Annotated in this window: 13 protein-coding genes and 1 riboswitch; of the genes, 10 read left to right on the top strand and 3 right to left on the bottom strand. The window is 70.9% G+C overall.

Features of this window, described 5'->3' with window-relative positions:
- The first annotated feature begins 103 nt into the window (after positions 1–103).
- The gene (fur, locus tag Taqua_RS04880; RefSeq protein WP_144325255.1) at positions 104–553 is read left to right on the top strand and encodes a ferric iron uptake transcriptional regulator; all 450 of its coding nucleotides are present in this window, start codon (positions 104–106) and stop codon (positions 551–553) included.
- Between the two features lie 21 nt (positions 554–574).
- Here fur and hprK read toward each other — a convergent pair whose 3' ends face one another.
- The 3 genes from hprK to hpf form a co-directional block, all read right to left on the bottom strand.
- A complete protein-coding gene (gene hprK, locus Taqua_RS04875; protein WP_144325253.1) occupies positions 575–1528 on the bottom strand; it encodes an HPr(Ser) kinase/phosphatase in 954 nt (317 codons plus the stop codon).
- Positions 1529–1591: 63 nt separating this feature from the next.
- Positions 1592–2062: a PTS sugar transporter subunit IIA gene (locus tag Taqua_RS04870; protein WP_132962155.1), complete on the bottom strand. Its 471-nt coding sequence runs from the start codon at positions 2060–2062 to the stop codon at positions 1592–1594.
- A 132-nt stretch (positions 2063–2194) separates the two neighbouring features.
- Positions 2195–2527, bottom strand: a complete 333-nt coding sequence (gene hpf / locus Taqua_RS04865) for a ribosome hibernation-promoting factor, HPF/YfiA family (protein ID WP_132962154.1) — start codon at positions 2525–2527, stop codon at positions 2195–2197.
- 225 nt (positions 2528–2752) lie between these two features.
- Here hpf and Taqua_RS04860 point away from each other — a divergent pair, with 225 nt between their 5' ends.
- The 9 genes from Taqua_RS04860 (at position 2753) to uca (ending at position 15954) form a co-directional block, all read left to right on the top strand.
- Positions 2753–3985: a patatin-like phospholipase family protein gene (locus tag Taqua_RS04860; protein WP_144325251.1), complete on the top strand. Its 1233-nt coding sequence runs from the start codon at positions 2753–2755 to the stop codon at positions 3983–3985.
- 187 nt (positions 3986–4172) lie between these two features.
- Positions 4173–5159 carry a magnesium/cobalt transporter CorA gene (corA, locus tag Taqua_RS04855; protein ID WP_144325249.1) on the top strand — a complete coding sequence of 329 codons (987 nt, stop codon included), beginning with the start codon at positions 4173–4175 and terminating at the stop codon, positions 5157–5159.
- 134 nt (positions 5160–5293) lie between these two features.
- Positions 5294–7711: an adenosylcobalamin-dependent ribonucleoside-diphosphate reductase gene (locus Taqua_RS04850; protein WP_144325247.1), complete on the top strand. Its 2418-nt coding sequence runs from the start codon at positions 5294–5296 to the stop codon at positions 7709–7711.
- 219 nt (positions 7712–7930) lie between these two features.
- Positions 7931–8050, top strand: a riboswitch (guanidine-I (ykkC/yxkD leader).
- Positions 8051–8096: 46 nt separating this feature from the next.
- Positions 8097–9095 carry an ABC transporter substrate-binding protein gene (locus Taqua_RS04845; protein ID WP_144325245.1) on the top strand — a complete coding sequence of 333 codons (999 nt, stop codon included), beginning with the start codon at positions 8097–8099 and terminating at the stop codon, positions 9093–9095.
- Positions 9096–9103: 8 nt separating this feature from the next.
- A complete protein-coding gene (locus Taqua_RS04840; RefSeq protein ID WP_144325243.1) occupies positions 9104–9913 on the top strand; it encodes an ABC transporter permease in 810 nt (269 codons plus the stop codon).
- 2 nt (positions 9914–9915) lie between these two features.
- Positions 9916–10764, top strand: a complete 849-nt coding sequence (locus Taqua_RS04835) for an ABC transporter ATP-binding protein (RefSeq protein ID WP_144325241.1) — start codon at positions 9916–9918, stop codon at positions 10762–10764.
- 28 nt (positions 10765–10792) lie between these two features.
- Positions 10793–11530, top strand: a complete 738-nt coding sequence (locus tag Taqua_RS04830; RefSeq protein WP_144325239.1) for an urea amidolyase associated protein UAAP1 — start codon at positions 10793–10795, stop codon at positions 11528–11530.
- Positions 11531–11564: 34 nt separating this feature from the next.
- Entirely contained in the window at positions 11565–12239 is a 675-nt protein-coding gene (locus Taqua_RS04825) for an urea amidolyase associated protein UAAP2 (protein WP_144325237.1), read from the top strand.
- 76 nt (positions 12240–12315) lie between these two features.
- Positions 12316–15954, top strand: a complete 3639-nt coding sequence (gene uca / locus Taqua_RS04820; RefSeq protein WP_144325235.1) for an urea carboxylase — start codon at positions 12316–12318, stop codon at positions 15952–15954.
- Positions 15955–15979 lie beyond the last annotated feature (25 nt).

The raw sequence follows: 15979 nt of genomic DNA, 5'->3' as shown, positions 1-15979 counted from the left end.
ACGGCGCGCACAAACAGCGCACCAGGTTATATCATCAGGCCCATTGTAGTGGCGTGCCCATGCGGCGTGGCGCCGCTCCTTTTTGCGACCCTGCCCACACGCGATGACCAGCCTCGAAGAACTCAAGAGCACCGGGCTCAAGGCCACGCTGCCGCGGCTCAAGATCCTGGAGATTTTCCAGTCGGGCCGCCAGCGTCACATGACCGCCGAGGATGTCTTCAAAGCCCTGCTGGAGGAGCAGTCCGACATCGGGCTGGCCACCGTGTACCGGGTGCTGACGCAGTTCGAGCAGGCCGGCATCCTGGTGCGCAGCAACTTCGAGTCGGGCAAGGCCGTCTACGAGCTCAACGAAGGCCAGCACCATGACCACCTGGTGTGCCTGGACTGCGGCCGCGTCGAAGAGTTTTACGACCCCGAAATCGAGCGGCGCCAGCAGATCATCGCGCAGGAGCGTGGCTTTGCGCTGCAGGAACACGCGCTGTCGCTGTACGCGCACTGCACCCGTGCCGATTGCCCACACCGCACCCGGTCCGCAGGTCGGCGCGGCGGCTGACCCCAGCCAGCGTGGCTCGGCTCAACCGTCGTCGCGCAACATCGCGGCGCGCTGGCGCTGCACGAATTCCTGGTACGTGTCGATGCCGCGCAGCTGCAGCACGGTGTTGCGCACGGCGGCTTCCACCAGCACCGCCATGTTGCGCCCCGCCACCACGGGGATGACGGTCTTGCGGATCGCCACGCCCAGCACGTCCTGGTGCAGCGGCTCGCCCGGCAGCCGCTCGTAGTCGCGCTCCAGCGTGGCCAGCCGCACCAGGTGCACGATCAGGCGCAGCCGCATCTTGCGCCGCACCGCCGTCTCGCCAAAGATGGCTTTGATGTCCAGCAGCCCGATGCCGCGTACCTCCAGCAGGTTTTGCAGCAGCTCCGGGCAGCGGCCCTCGATGGTGGTTTGGTTGACGCGGTACAGGTCCACCGCATCGTCGGCCACCAGCCCGTGCCCGCGCGAAATCAGCTCCAGCCCCAGCTCGCTTTTGCCCAGCCCCGACTCGCCGGTGATCAACACCCCCAGCCCCAGGATATCCATGAACACCCCGTGCATCGTGGTGCGCTCAGCAAAGTAGCGCGACAGGTGCGCGCGCAGCACGTCGATGACGAACGCCGCCGACGCCGCGGTGGCAAACAACGGAATGTGGGCGCGCTCGCACATCGCCACCAGCTCCGTCGGCGGCGGCTGGTCGTCGGCCACCACCAGCAGCGGCGGCTCCAGCGTCACGATGCGCGCCACCCGGCGGCGGCAGTCTTCCTCGGTGGCGTTGAGCAGGTACGCCACCTCGCGCGCGCCCAGCACCTGGGCGCGATACGGGTGGATGTAGTTGAGGTAGCCCACCAAGTCGGCGCCGGAGCGGGCCTCGGCCACCGCCTTGTCGTCAAAGCGCCGCTCGCTGGCGCTTTGACCCGCCACCCACTGCCACTTGAGCGTTTCGCGGTGGCGCTCAAACAGCACATCGGCACTGATGGCGCGGGGTTTCATGGGCAGCCCAAGGGGTAGGCAACGGTACGACGCCTGGCCGTCCCGCCGGGGACGGCCGGTGCATCAAGCCGGCGCGTGCGCCGACTGCCAGCTGGCGATCAACCCGTGCAGCGTGGCCGGGTTGTCGGCGGCCTTGAGCTGCTCGCGCAGCGACGCGTCGCTGAGCAACTCGGCGATCTCAGACAGGATTTCCAAATGCTTTTGCGTGGCCGCCTCGGGCACCAGCAGGAAAATCAACAGGCTGACGGGCTGCTCGTCCGGCGCATCGAAGCCGATGGGTTGCGCCAGCCGAAACACCGCCGCCATCGGCTGCTTGAGCCCCTTGATGCGGCCATGCGGGATGGCCACCCCATGCCCCAAGCCGGTCGAGCCCAGGCGCTCGCGCGCAAACAGGCTGTCGGTGATGAGCGCGCGGTTGAGACCGTGCAGCGACTCGAACAGCAAACCGGCTTCCTCGAACGCGCGCTTTTTGCTGGTGGCATCGACGGCCACGAGCACATGCTCCGGGGGTAGGATGGCGGACAAACGGTTCATGGAAACTTCACCTTGGGCGCAGACCGCGGATGATACGCCGCCGCGTTGCATTTTGCCCACACTGGCAACGACAAACCGCCTGCAGCGGCAGGCGGTTTGTTGCGGCGCAGCAACACGCCGCCATGCTGGGCCTTAGGCCACCTCCCGCTTCATCGGCAGGTGGTGGTGCTCCTGCACCTTGTCTTTGTAGCGCAGCACTTGGCGGTCGAGCTTGTCGGCCAGCTCGTCCACCGCCGCGTACAGGTCGGCGTGCGTACTCTCGGCGTAAATCTCCTTGCCCTTGACGTGGATGTTGCATTCGGCCTTCTGGCGGTGATCCTTGTCCTTGATCTTGTCCACCGACAACAGGACACGGATATCCACCACCTGATCGAAGTGGCGGGAGATGCGCTCCAGCTTGGACGTGACGTAGCTGCGCAGCGCAGGCGTGACTTCGAGGTGGTGTCCGCTGATGGTCAGGTTCATGACGGGGCCTCCTATCGTTGCCTCAATGGACTGGACCCGGCCGCCGACCGACCGGGTTCGCCTTGTGGGGCGGCAGCCCGTGCGGCTGACCCCACACCCTTACTATGCCCGTTTGACGGCGTCGTGACAAGCGCCCCGCCGCGCCCAACCCGGCCCCGGGATAGTCCCGATGGCCGCCGCGCCCACGCCACATCGATACTGAATCGAATCGACCCGCCAAGCCCCATGGCCCTGGACACCTTGCTTGCCACCGCCTTGCCCGCCGATGCCCCCCCACCCCCGGGGCGGCGGGCGCTGGTGCTGATGGGCGGCGGTGCGCGCACCGCCTACCAAGTGGGGGTGCTGCGCGCGCTGGCGCGCCTGCTGCCGGGCCCACGGCTGCCGTTCGACGTGCTGGTGGGCACCTCGGCCGGCGCGCTCAACGCCACCTTCGTGGCCAGTTGCGCCGACGAAGGCTTGCACGCGCTGGACCGGCTGGCGTCGTTTTGGAGCCGGCTGCGCTCCGAGCAGGTGTACCGCTTGCAGGCGCTGCGCCTGGGCCGTCCGAACCTGCTCAGCGCCGGGCTGACGTTGATGCGCCAGGTCCGCCGCCACCGCGCGCTGCTGGACAGCCTGCCGCTGGTGGACACGCTGCACCGCGCCATCGACCTGCCGCGGCTGGCCGCGGCCATCGACAACGGCGTGCTGTTCGCGCTGGGCGTGACAGCCTCCAGCTACACCACGGGCGAGCATTGGACGTTTTTTCAGGTCCGCGACGGCGCGCTGCCGCCCTGGCGCCGCCCGGGGCGGCGCGCCGAGCCGGCCGTCATCGGCCTCGAGCACCTGATGGCCTCGGCCGCCATCCCGTTTCTGTTCCCCGCCGTGCCGCTGTGGGTCGATGACCACAAGGAGTATTTCGGCGACGGCTCGATGCGCCAGCTCTCGCCGCTGTCGGCGGCCATCCACGCCGGTGCCGACCGCATCCTGGTCATTGGCGTCGGCCAGCCGCAACGGGCCGCGCTGGGCCGCAGCAGCGCCGCCGGCGGCGAGCCCAGCGCCGGCACCATCGCCGGCCACGCCCTGGCCAGCGTGTTCCACGACACGCTGCAGGCCGACGTGGAGCAGGCCCAGCGCGTCAGCCGGGCGTTGCGCGCGCTGCCCCCCGCCGTGGCGCAGGCGTTGCCCTACCGCCCGGTGGATGTGCTGGCCATCCAACCCAGCGCGTCGCTGGACGAGCTGGCGCTGCAACACGCGCACGCGCTGCCGCGCGCCACCCGCGACACGCTGGCCGGCCTGGGGGCGCTGGACACGCGCCGCGGCAGCGCGGGCAGCGCCGCCGCGCTGGCCAGCTACCTGCTGTTCGAGCCGCCCTTCGTGCACGCCCTGATGCGCCTGGGCGAAGCCGACGCCCAGGCGCACGCCGCCGCGCTGCGCGCGCTGCTGGCCGACCGTCCCCAACCGGCCGCCGAAGTGCCATAATGCAGGCTTCACCGTAGCCTTGGAGCCCACCGTGGAAAGCAGCCCTAGTCGCGTGCTTGCGGTGCCGGCGCCCGGCCTGCGGCGCGACGGCTGACGGCGCCCACGTGGCGCGGCCTTGCGTGTGTGGGTGGGGTGCGCACCGCCGCAAGCGCTTGCCCTCCCCAACACCGACCCGTCCCGCGCCGCCATGCTCAACGTCTTCACGCTCGTCAACGGCCGCCTGTTCCAGGAAGAAATCGAATCCCTGGAGGATCTGGCCCGCTTTCAACCGATCTGGGTCGACATGGAGTCGCCCACCTCCGAGGAGCGCCGCTGGGTACGGCAGCACTTCGGCCTGTCCATCCCCGAAGACGCGATGGACGACGACATCGAGGAGTCGGCGCGCTTCTTTGAGGAAGACAACGGCGAGCTGCACGTGCGCTCGGACTTCCTCATCGACGACGACGATGGCCCGCGCCATGTGCGGGTGGCCTTCATTCTGAACGACCGCAATCCGGACCTCAAAAGCCACGGGGTGCTGTTTTCCATCCACGACGAGGACCTGCCGGTGTTTCGCCTGTTGCGGCTGCGCGCGCGGCGCATGCCCGGCCTCATCGACGACGCCAAGGACGTGCTGCTGGCGCTGTACGACACCGACGTCGAGTACTGCGCCGACATCCTGGAGGGCGTGCACGACGAGCTGGAATCGATCAGCGCGCAGGTGCTGTCGGGCCAACTGACCGACGACAGCGCGCAGCAGGTGCTGTCGGCCATCGCCCGCCACGAGGACCTCTCCGGCCGCATTCGGCGCGACATGATGGACACGCGCCGCGCCATCAGCTTTTTGATGCGCATGCGGCTGCTCAGCGCCGAGCAGTTCGAAGACGCACGCCAGATCCTGCGCGACATCGACTCGCTCGAGGGTCACACGTCGTTCTTGTTCGACAAGATCAACTTCCTGATGGATGCCACGATCGGCTTCATCAACATCAACCAGAACAAGATCATCAAGATCTTCTCAGTGGCCAGCGTGGCGCTGCTGCCGCCCACGCTGATCGCCAGCATCTACGGCATGAACTTTCAGTACATGCCCGAGCTGGAGTGGCGCCTGGGCTACCCGTTCGCGCTGGCGCTGATGGTGGCCAGCGCCGTGGGGCCAATGCTGTACTTCCGCAAGCGCGGCTGGCTCAAGTGAGCGGGTGAGGGGGCCGGGCGCCGCCGGCATCGACCGTTGGGAATAGGCCAACGGAAGGATGCGCCGGCGTGGCCAGATCGTGCCGGCGGGTGTCCAATAGGGCCTGTCGTCAACCGGCACCTCGCCCGATCGCCATGGACCGCTGTCTGCCCCCCGACCCCACGCCGCCGCTGCCGCCCCAGCCCATCAGCCAGGACGTGCTGCGGGAGAAATACCTCAAGCCCGGCGAACGGGGACTGGACGATCTGCTCGACCGCGTGGCGCACGCCCTGGCCACCCCCGAAGCTCCCGAGCAGCAGGCGCAGTGGGCAGCGCGCTTTCGTCAGCATCTGGCGCAGGGGGCGGTTGGCGCCGGACGCATCATGAGCGCCGCCGGCACCGGCATCCAGGCCACCCTCATCAACTGCTTCGTGCAGCCCGTGGGCGACTGCATCCAGGGCATGGACGACGACGGCTACCCCGGCATTTACGAGGCGCTGCGCGAGGCTGCCGAGACCATGCGCCGCGGCGGCGGTGTGGGGTACGACTTCTCGCGCATTCGCCCGCGCGGGGCGCGGGTGCGCGGCACCGCCTCCACCGCCAGCGGCCCGTGCAGCTACATCAACGTGTTCGACCAGTCGTGCGCAACGGTGGAAAGCGCCGGCGCCCGCCGCGGCGCGCAGATGGCGGTGTTGCGCATCGACCACCCCGACGTGCTCGACTTCATCACCGCCAAACGCACGCCGGGTCGGTGGAACAACTTCAACGTCTCGGTCGCGGTGCCGGATGCCTTCATCCAGGCCGTGCAGGCCGACGCCGAGTGGGAGCTGGTGCACCGCGCCGAGCCGTCCGACGAACTCAAAGCCGCCGGGGCGGCGCGAAAGGCCGATGGCCTGTGGGTGTACCGCCGCCTGCCGGCGCGCGAGCTGTGGGACACCGTCATGCGCTCGGCCTACGACTTTGCCGAGCCGGGCGTTCTGTTCCTCGACACCATCCAGCGCGACAACAACTTGCGTGCGGTCGAGCACATCGAGGCGACCAATCCCTGCGGCGAGCAACCCCTGCCCGCCTACGGCTGTTGCTGCCTGGGGCCCCTGATTCTGCCGCGCTTCGTGCGCCATCCGTTCGGGCACGGTGGGGCGGCTCGGTTCGACTTCGACACTTTTGCGCAAGCGGTGGCGGTGCAGGTGCGGCTGCTGGACAATGTGCTGGACGTGACGCACTGGCCGCTGCCGCAGCAGCAGGCCGAGGCGCGCGCCAAGCGCCGCATCGGCGTCGGCTTCACCGGGCTGGGCGATGCGCTGATCATGCTCGGGCTGCGCTATGACCGTGACGAAGGCCGCGCGATGGCCAGCCGCATCGCCCGAACGATGCGCGACGCGGCCTACCGCGCCTCGGTGGCGCTGGCGCGCGAAAAAGGGGCCTACCCCCTGTTCGACGCCGATGCCGTGCTGGCCGAAGGCACCTTCGCCAGCCGCTTGCCCGACGAATTGAAGGCGGCCATCCGCGCCCATGGCCTGCGCAACAGCCACCTGCTGTCGATCGCGCCCACCGGCACCGTCAGCCTGGCGTTCGCCGACAACGCCTCCAACGGCGTCGAGCCGGCCTTCGCGTGGACCTACACGCGCCGCAAGCGCGAGGCCGACGGCAGCGTGCGCGTCTACGAGGTGCAGGACCACGCCTGGCGTCTGTACCGGGCGCTGCATGGACCGCAGACCCCCTTGACCGAGGCCTTCGTCAGCGCCTTGGAGATCGCGCCCACCGACCATGTGGCGATGATGGAGGCGGTGCAGCCCTACATCGACTCGGCCATTTCCAAGACCGTCAACGTCCCGGCCGACTGCCCCTACGAGGCGTTTCGCGACCTGTATCTGCACGCCTGGCGCGCCGGCCTCAAGGGGCTGACCACCTACCGGCCCAACGCCATCGTCGGCGCCGTGCTGAGCACCTCTGGAGAACCCGCCGCGACGGCACCGGCGACCACGGCGACCGACCCGATGCGCGCGGTGATCGAGAAACGTCCGCGCGGCGCGCTGGAGGCCGTGGCCGAAAAAGTCGAATACTGGACCGCCGAGGGCCCCAAGACGCTGTATCTGGTGGTGTCGTTCCTGCCGGTGACGCAGGCCGATGGCACCCCGCGCAGCCGGGCCATCGAGTTCTTCATGCCGGTGGGCCAAAGCGGCGAGTCGCAACAGTGGATCTCGGCCAGCATGCGGCTGCTGTCGCTGGCGGCGCGCGGGGGCTTCCTGGAGCGGGCGCTGGCCGACATGCGCAAAGTGGTGTGGGACCGCGGCCCGGTGCGCCTGGGCGAGCGCGTGCGCGAGGACGGCGCCCGCGTGCCCCTGTGGCACGACTCGGAGGTGGCCGCCATCGCCTACGCGATCCAGCAGATCATCGAGCGCAAAGCGCGCCCGGCCACTCCCCCGAATGCGCCCGGCGCGGCCGCCGCGATCGGCGCAACGCCCGCACCCCTGCCCGGGCGCAAATGCCCCGAGTGCGGAGCGCGCGCCGTCATCCGGCGCGATGGCTGCGACCACTGCACCGCCTGCGGGCACATGGGCGCGTGCGGTTGAGGGCCTGACCGATGTGTGCCCGGCCTTGGTGCGCATGCACCAGAGCCGCACATGTTCCGTGCCAGGGAAGGCATCATCACCACCTGAGTCGTGACGAGGCTTCGGCCTCCCCTTGGAGGATTCCGCGTGGCTTTCGCGGGCGGGTCGGGCTCTGCACCCCATGGGCCTACAGTTGGCATGGGGATTGCATGCACCGATGATGCGCGGGGGCGGACGACGCCCCAAGACCGCTAGGGTTCCGATCGCGCCGCTGTTCCGGCGGCCGGTGCCTGGTCCGAGAGCGGTCGGCCGCGGCTGGGTGCAGCCGGGGCTACACGGCGGGACAAAAGCCCGGGAGGTCGCAGCGACACGTTCGCCCTGCGCCCTTCCCATCCAGGAGCCCGCCATGCCTCTGCCCACCTTCGCACGCCGCACCTTCGTGACACTGGCCCTTGCGGCCGCCGCCTTCACCGCTCCCCTGGCCGCACAGGCCACCGTCCGCGTCGGGGTTTCCGACTGGCCCGGCTGGGTGGCCTGGTACGTCGCCGAGCAGAAGGGCTTCTTCAAGAAGCACGGCGCCGATGTCAAGCTGGTCTGGTTCGCCAACTACACCGACTCGATCGCCGCGCTGTCGGCCGGCCAGCTCGACGCCAACTCGCAGACGTGGAGCGACACGATGGCGCCGCTGGCCAAGGGCGTGCCGCTGAAGGCGATCCTGGTCAACGACAACTCGGCCGGCAACGACGCCATCATGGTCGGCCCGCGCATCAAGTCGTTCGCCGACCTGAAGGGCAAGAAGATCGCACTGGAGGAGTTCAGCGTCTCGCACTTCCTGCTGACGGTGGCGCTGAGCCGCCACGGCCTGACGCTGAAGGACGTGCAGGTGGTCAACCTTGCCGCCGGCGATGCGGCCGCCGCCTTCATGGCCGGCCGCGTGGACGCCGCAGTGGTGTGGAACCCGTGGATCGCGCGCATCGAGGCCAGCGGCAAAGGTAAGGCCTTGTTCACCTCCAGGGACCTGCCCGGCATGATCCCGGACCTGCTGGTGGCGCACGACAAGGCGCTGAAGGACCCCGCCAAGCGCAAGGACTTCATCGGCATGGTACGCGCCTGGTACGACGTGCAGGCCTTCATCCGCGCCAACCCGGCCGAGGCGGCGCAGATCATGGCCAAGGTGGTCGAGATGGACCCGAAGGAGTACGCGGTCTTCCTGGCCGGCACGCGCTTCTTCGACCAGGCCGACAACCTGAAGGCCTTTGGTCCGGCCAGCGAGCCGACCTCGCTGCTGGCGGTGGCGCCGACCATCGTGCGCTTCCTGCAGGACAACAAGCTGATGGAAGGCAAGGTCGATCCGGCCAAGGGGCTGGACGCCTCGCTGGTGCGTGACGTCGCGGGGGCCAAGTGAGCGCACCCATGCCTTCATCCGGCCGGCGCCGCAGCGCCTGGCGACTGCGCGCCCCGATCGGCCGCCGCGCGTACTGGTGGTACGCGAGCCTAGGCCTGCTGGTGCCGCTGGCGCTGTGGTGGGCACTGGCGGCGCTGCAGGTGGTCGACCGCGTGTTCCTGCCCTCGCCGCTGGACGTGGCCGCGCGGCTGGTGACTTGGTGGCGCGAGGATGGGCTGCTCGGCGACCTGCTGATCAGCGTCTACCGCGTCGGTGCCGGCTTCGTGCTGTCGGCGGTGATCGCGCTGCCGCTGGCGCTGCTGATCGGCACCTTCCGCCCGGTGCAGGCGCTGCTGGAGCCGCTGACCGACTTCATCCGCTACATGCCGGCGGTGGCCTTCATCCCGCTGGTGATGCTGTGGGTCGGCATCGGCGAAGCGTCCAAGATCGCCATCATCTGGATAGGCACCTTCTTCCAGATGGTGCTGATGATGGCCGAGGACGTGCGCCGCGTGCCGATGGCGCAGGTGGAGGCGGCGCAGACCATGGGCGCGCGCACCGGCGAGATCATCCAGTGGGTGATCCTGCCGGCGGCCAAGCCGGCGCTGCTGGACACGCTGCGCGTGACGATGGGCTGGGCCTGGACCTACCTGGTGGTGGCCGAGCTGGTGGCGGCCAACTCCGGGCTCGGCTACGCCATCCTGAAGGCCCAGCGCTTCCTGCAGACCGACAAGATCTTCGTCGGCATCCTGCTGATCGGCGCCATCGGGCTGGTGATGGACCAGCTGTTCCGCTGGGCGCACCGGCGCGCCTTCCCGTGGCTGTACCTGAGGGGCTGAGCATGGCGGCCGAAATCGAGATCCGCGCGCTGGGCAAGTGGTTCGGCGAGGGCGCCCGGCGTGTCGAGGCGCTGCGCGCGATCGACCTGGACGTGGCGCACAACGAGTTCGTCACGCTGGTGGGCGCCTCGGGCTGCGGCAAGTCCACGCTGCTGCGCGTGCTGGCCGGCCTGGAGACCCACGACGAGGGCACCATCCACGTCGGCGGCCAGCCGGTGCACGGGCCGGGCGCCGACCGCGCGATGGTGTTCCAGCACTACAGCCTGTACCCGTGGCTGACGGTGGAGGACAACGTCAAGTTCAGCCGCCGCCTGCGCCACGGGCGCGAGAACCTCACGCTGGCCGACGTGGAGGCCGCCTCCGGCCGCGCCGATGCGCTGCTGGCGCTGATGGGGCTGGCCGGCGTGGCGCGCGCGTGGCCGAACCAGCTCTCCGGCGGCATGCAGCAGCGCGTGGCCATCGCGCGCGCGCTGATGGGACGCCCGCGCATCCTGCTGATGGACGAGCCGTTCGGCGCGCTGGATGCGCAGACGCGCGAGGTGATGCACGACCTGATCCGCCACGTGCACCGCGTCGAGGCCACCACCATCGTGTTCGTCACGCACGACGTCGAGGAGGCGATCTACCTGGCCGACCGCGTCGTCGTGCTGGCGCCCCGCCCGGGGCGCATCGACACCGTCTACCCGGTGCCGCTGCCGGCGCAGCGCGACCCGGACATGAAGCACGCGCCGGAGTTCCTGGCGCTGAAGAAGGAGATCCTGGCGCGCATCCGCGCCACCTCCGGCATGAAGACCGACCAGGGCCTGCTCGAGCGGCTCAACGGCGCCGCCGAGCCGGCCACCAGCCCCTGATCCACCGCCCAACGACGAGGTTTGCCCGATGGCCCAGCACCTGCATCCCCTGCCCCCCGAGCGCTTCCTGTGGGAGGAGCGCCTGCCCGGCGGCTGCCACTGGTCCGGCGTGATGCGCCGCGGCAGCGCGCTGCGCCTGACCGACCTGGACGGCCGCGCCAACGTGGCCGCCCTGTTCTTCAACGCCGACGAGAAGCTCGAGCGCTACAACATGGCCGACACCCTCAAGGCGCAGCACACCGCGTACCTGACCGCCGGGCACGTGTGCTACTCCGACATGGGACGGGTGCTGTGCTCGATCGTGCGCGACACCAGCGGCTGGCACGACACCGTCTGCGGCGTGGCCGACGCCGCGCTGGTGCGCGCCAAGTACGGCGTGGCCACCTACCAGACACACCGCAACGCGATGCACCGCAACGGCCGCGACGGCCTGCTGATCGAGCTCGGCAAGTGGGGGCTGGGCAAGCGCGACCTGGTGCCCAACGTCAACTTCTTCAGCCGCGTGATGGCCGACGAGGAAGGCCGCCTGACCTTCGACCTCGGCCACGGCAAGGCCGGGGCCTGCGTCGACCTGCGCTTCGAGATGAACGTGCTGGTGGTGCTGTCGGCCGCGCCGCACCCGCTGGATCCGCGCCCCGACTACGCCCCCGGCGACGTGATGCTGACCGCCTGGCGCGCCGACCCGCCCGGGCCGGACGACCGCTGCCGCAACCACTGCCCGGAAAGCCAGCGCGGCTTCTACCTGACCGAGATCCTGTTCCGCTGACGGCGCGGCCACCGCGCCCCCAGGAGCCTGAACCATGACCGCATTCCAACTCGTCGAAAGCCCGCTCGATCCCGCCACGGCCGTCTTCGACGCCGTCGTCGAGGCCGGCGACTACTGGATCCACCCGGTGCGCCGCGGCCAGACGCTGCGCATCGTCGACCTCGAGGGCAACCAGGCCGTCGACACGCTGTTCTACAACCTGCACGACCCGCAGGAGCGCTACTCCGCCGCCGACACCGTGCGCGCGCAGCAGGCGCTGTACCTCACCGCCGGCAGCCGGCTGATCTCCAGCGAGGGCAACGTGATGCTGACCATCACCGCCGACACCTGCGGCCGGCACGACACGCTGGGCGGCGCCTGCGCCTGCGAGAGCAACGCGGTGCGCTACAGCCTGGACAAGAAACCGATGCACGCCTGCCGCGACAGCTTCCTGCTGGCGCTGGCGCACTGGGACGGCGACGGCACCACCGGACCGCTGACCAAGCGCGACATCACCAGCAACATCAACTTCTTCATGAACGTGCCGGTCACGCCGCAGGGGCGGCTGACCTTCGCCGACGGCGTCTCGGCACCGGGCAAGTACGTGGAGCTGCGCGCCGAGATGGACGTGCTGTGCCTGATCTCCAACTGCCCGCAGCTCAACAACCCCTGCAACGCCTACAACCCGACCCCGATCCGCGTGCTGATCTGGGACGCCCCATCGACCTGAGCCCCCTGCAACCCCGCTGCGGGACGGCCCGCAGCGCGACCCCGACGCCGGCGGGACGGCCCGCCCCGAGGAGCGCATGTTCGACACGGTGCTGATCGCCAACCGCGGCGCGATCGCCTGCCGCATCATCCGCACGCTGCGCCGCATGGGCATCCGCAGCGTGGCGGTGTACTCCGAGGCCGACCGCGACAGCCTGCACGTGCGCCAGGCCGACGTAGCGCTGCCGATCGGCCCGGCGCCGGCGGCGCAGAGCTACCTGCGCATCGAGCGCATCCTGAAGGCCGCGCGCGACGCCGGCGCGCAGGCCATCCACCCGGGCTACGGCTTCCTGTCGGAAAACGCCGCCTTCGCCGAGGCGTGCGCCGCCGTGGGGCTGACCTTCATCGGCCCGACGCCGCAGCAGATGCGCGCCTTCGGCCTGAAGCACACCGCGCGCGAGCTGGCACAGGCCCACGGCGTGCCGCTGCTGCCCGGCTCCGACCTGCTGGCCGACGCCACGCACGCGCTCGCCGAGGCCGCGCGCATCGGCTACCCCGTGCTGCTGAAGAGCACCGGCGGCGGCGGCATCGGCATGCGGCTGGTGCGCGCGCCGGACGAGCTGCGCGAGGCGTTCGATGCCGTGCAGCGACTGGCGCGCGGCAACTTCCGCGACGGCGGCATCTTCCTCGAGAAGTACGTCGAGCGCGCACGTCACATCGAGGTGCAGATCTTCGGCGACGGCCGCGGCCACGTCGTCGCGCTGGGCGAGCGCGACTGCTCGGTGCAGCGCCGCCACCAGAAGGTGCTGGAGGAGACCCCCGCCCCGGGGCTGCTGCCAGCGCAGCGCCGCGCGCTGCTGGAGGCGGCCGAGCGCCTGGGCCGCGCGGTCGGCTACCGCAGCGCCGGCACGGTGGAGTTCGTGCTCGACGCCGACAGCGGCGCCTTCTATTTCCTCGAGGTCAACACCCGGCTGCAGGTGGAGCACGGCGTCACCGAGGAGGTGCTCGGCATCGACCTGGTGGAGTGGATGGTGCGCGAGGCCGCCGGCGAGCTGGATCTGGCCGGCTGGACGCCGCAGCCGCGCGGCCACGCGATCCAGGCACGCGTCTACGCCGAGGACCCGGCGCGCGACTTCCAGCCGTGCGCCGGGGTGCTGACCGAGGTCGTCTGGCCCGACGGCGTGCGCGTGGAGACCTGGGTCGAGCGCGGCACCGAGGTGCCGCCGCACTACGACCCGATGCTCGGCAAGGTCATCGCGCTCGGCGCCGACCGCGCCGAGGCGCTGCGCCGGCTCGACGCGGCGCTGGCCGCCACGCGCCTCGCCGGCATCGAGACCAACGTGGCCTACCTGCGCCGCATCCTGGCCGACGCGACGTTTGCCGCCGGCGCGGCCACCACGGGGCTGCTGCGCACGCTGCCGCACGCGCAGGACGGCATCGAGGTGCTGGAGCCGGGGTTGCAGACCACCGTGCAGGACTGGCCGGGGCGACTGGGCCTGTGGGCGGTCGGCGTGCCGCCGTCCGGCCCGATGGACGCGCTGGCGCTGCGGCTGGCCAACCGCCTGGCCGGCAACCCCGAGGGCAGCGCGGCGCTGGAGATGACGCTGACCGGCCCGACGCTGCGTTTTCACCGCGCCTGCGTGATCGCCCTGGCCGGCGCCGACATGGGCGCCGAGCTGGACGGCCGGCCGCTGGCCAACTGGAGCCGCCACGCCGTGCCGGCCGGCGCGACGCTGCGCCTGGGCGCGGTGCGCGGCCCCGGGGCGCGTGCCTATCTGGCGGTGCGCGGCGGGCTGGACGTGCCCGAGTACCTCGGCAGCCGCGCCACCTTCACGCTCGGCCAGTTCGGCGGCCACGCCGGCCGCGCCCTGCGCGGCGGCGACGTACTGCACCTCGGCCCGGCGCCGGCGCGGGACGAGGACGGATTGCCGGCCAGCGTGCCGCCGGCCCAGCGACCGGCCTACGGCCGCCACTGGACGCTGGGCGTGCTGTACGGCCCGCACGGGGCACCAGACTTCTTCACCGACGCCGACGTCGAGATGCTGTTCGCCACCGACTGGGAGGTGCACCACAACTCCAGCCGCACCGGCGTGCGCCTGGTCGGCCCCAAGCCCCAGTGGGCGCGGCCGGACGGCGGCGAGGCCGGCCTGCACCCCTCCAACATCCACGACAACGCCTACGCCATCGGCGCCATCGACTTCACCGGCGACATGCCGGTGATCCTGGGCCCCGACGGACCGAGCCTGGGCGGCTTCGTCTGCCCGGCGGTGGTGGTGCAGGCCGAGCGCTGGAAGCTCGGCCAGCTGCACCCCGGCGACACGGTGCGCTTTTTGCCGCTGACGGCCGACGAGGCCGCCGCGCTGCAGCAGGCGCAGGATGCCTTCGTCGCCACGCTGGGCGCCCCGCCCCCGGCGGGCCCGACGTCGCCGAAGCCGGCGCCGCGCCAGGACACCCGGCTCGCCACGCCGATCCTGCTGCAGCACCAGCCGCCGCAGCATCCGGTCGGCATGGCCGTGCGCCAGTCCGGCGACGACTACCTGCTGGTCGAGTACGGCGAGCAGGTGCTCGACATCGGGCTGCGGCTGCGCGTGCACGCGCTGATGGAGGCGCTCGAGCGCACCGGGCTGCCCGGCATCCTCGATCTGACGCCGGGCATCCGCTCGCTGCAGGTGCACTACGACCCCGCGCGCCTGCCGCGGCGGCGGCTGCTGGACGAGCTGGCCGAGCTGGACGCGGCGCTGGGCGTCATCGACGACTGGGAGGTGCCCAGCCGCATCGTGCATCTGCCGCTGTCGTGGGACGACGCCGCCACCCGGCTGGCCATCGAGCGCTACATGCAGACCGTGCGCCGCGACGCGCCGTGGTGCCCGTCCAACCTCGAGTTCATCCGCCGCATCAACGGGCTGGACTCGATCGAGGACGTGCGCCGCATCGTCTTCGACGCCCGCTACCTCGTGCTCGGCCTCGGCGACGTCTACCTCGGCGCGCCGGTGGCCACGCCGCTGGACCCGCGCCACCGGCTCGTCACCACCAAGTACAACCCGGCGCGCACCTGGACGCCGGAGAACGCCGTCGGCATCGGTGGCGCCTACCTGTGCATCTACGGGATGGAAGGCCCGGGCGGCTACCAGTTCGTCGGCCGCACGGTGCAGGTGTGGAACCGCTGGCGCGACGCGCGCCACGGCGCCACCGCCTTCGAGCCCGGCCGTCCGTGGCTGCTGCGCTTCTTCGACCAGATCCGCTTCCATCCGGTCAGCGAGGAAGAGCTGCTGGCGCTGCGCGCCGACCTGCCCAGCGGCCGCTACACGCCGCGCATCGAGCCGACCACCTTCAGCCTGCGCGCCTACCGGGCGTTCCTGGCCGAGCACGCCGGCTCGATCGCGGCCTTCAAGGCGCGCCAGCAGGCCGCCTTCGAGGCCGAGCGCGAGCGCTGGCGCACGCTCGGGCTGGATGCGCCGATGGAGGCCGCCGCGCTGCGCGACGTCGCCGTCGACACCGAGCTGGACCTGCCCCCGGGCGCGCGCGTCGTCACCAGCCACGTCGCCGGCAGCGTCTGGAAGGTGGAGGCGGCCCCCGGAACGGTGGTCGACGCCGGCCAGACGCTGGCGGTGGTCGAGTCGATGAAGATGGAATTCGCCGTCACCGCGCCGCACGCCGGCCGCGTGCACCGCGTGCTGTGCCGCGAAGGCGCCACCGTCGCCGCCGGCCAGGAACTGGTGGTGCTGGTCGACGCCTGAACCCACGCCCCCGCGAGGAAAGGAC

It is taken from the genome of Tepidimonas aquatica (genome assembly GCF_007556585.1).
Lineage (GTDB): Bacteria > Pseudomonadota > Gammaproteobacteria > Burkholderiales > Burkholderiaceae_C > Tepidimonas > Tepidimonas aquatica.
This window is presented reverse-complemented; position numbering and strand designations above follow the sequence as displayed.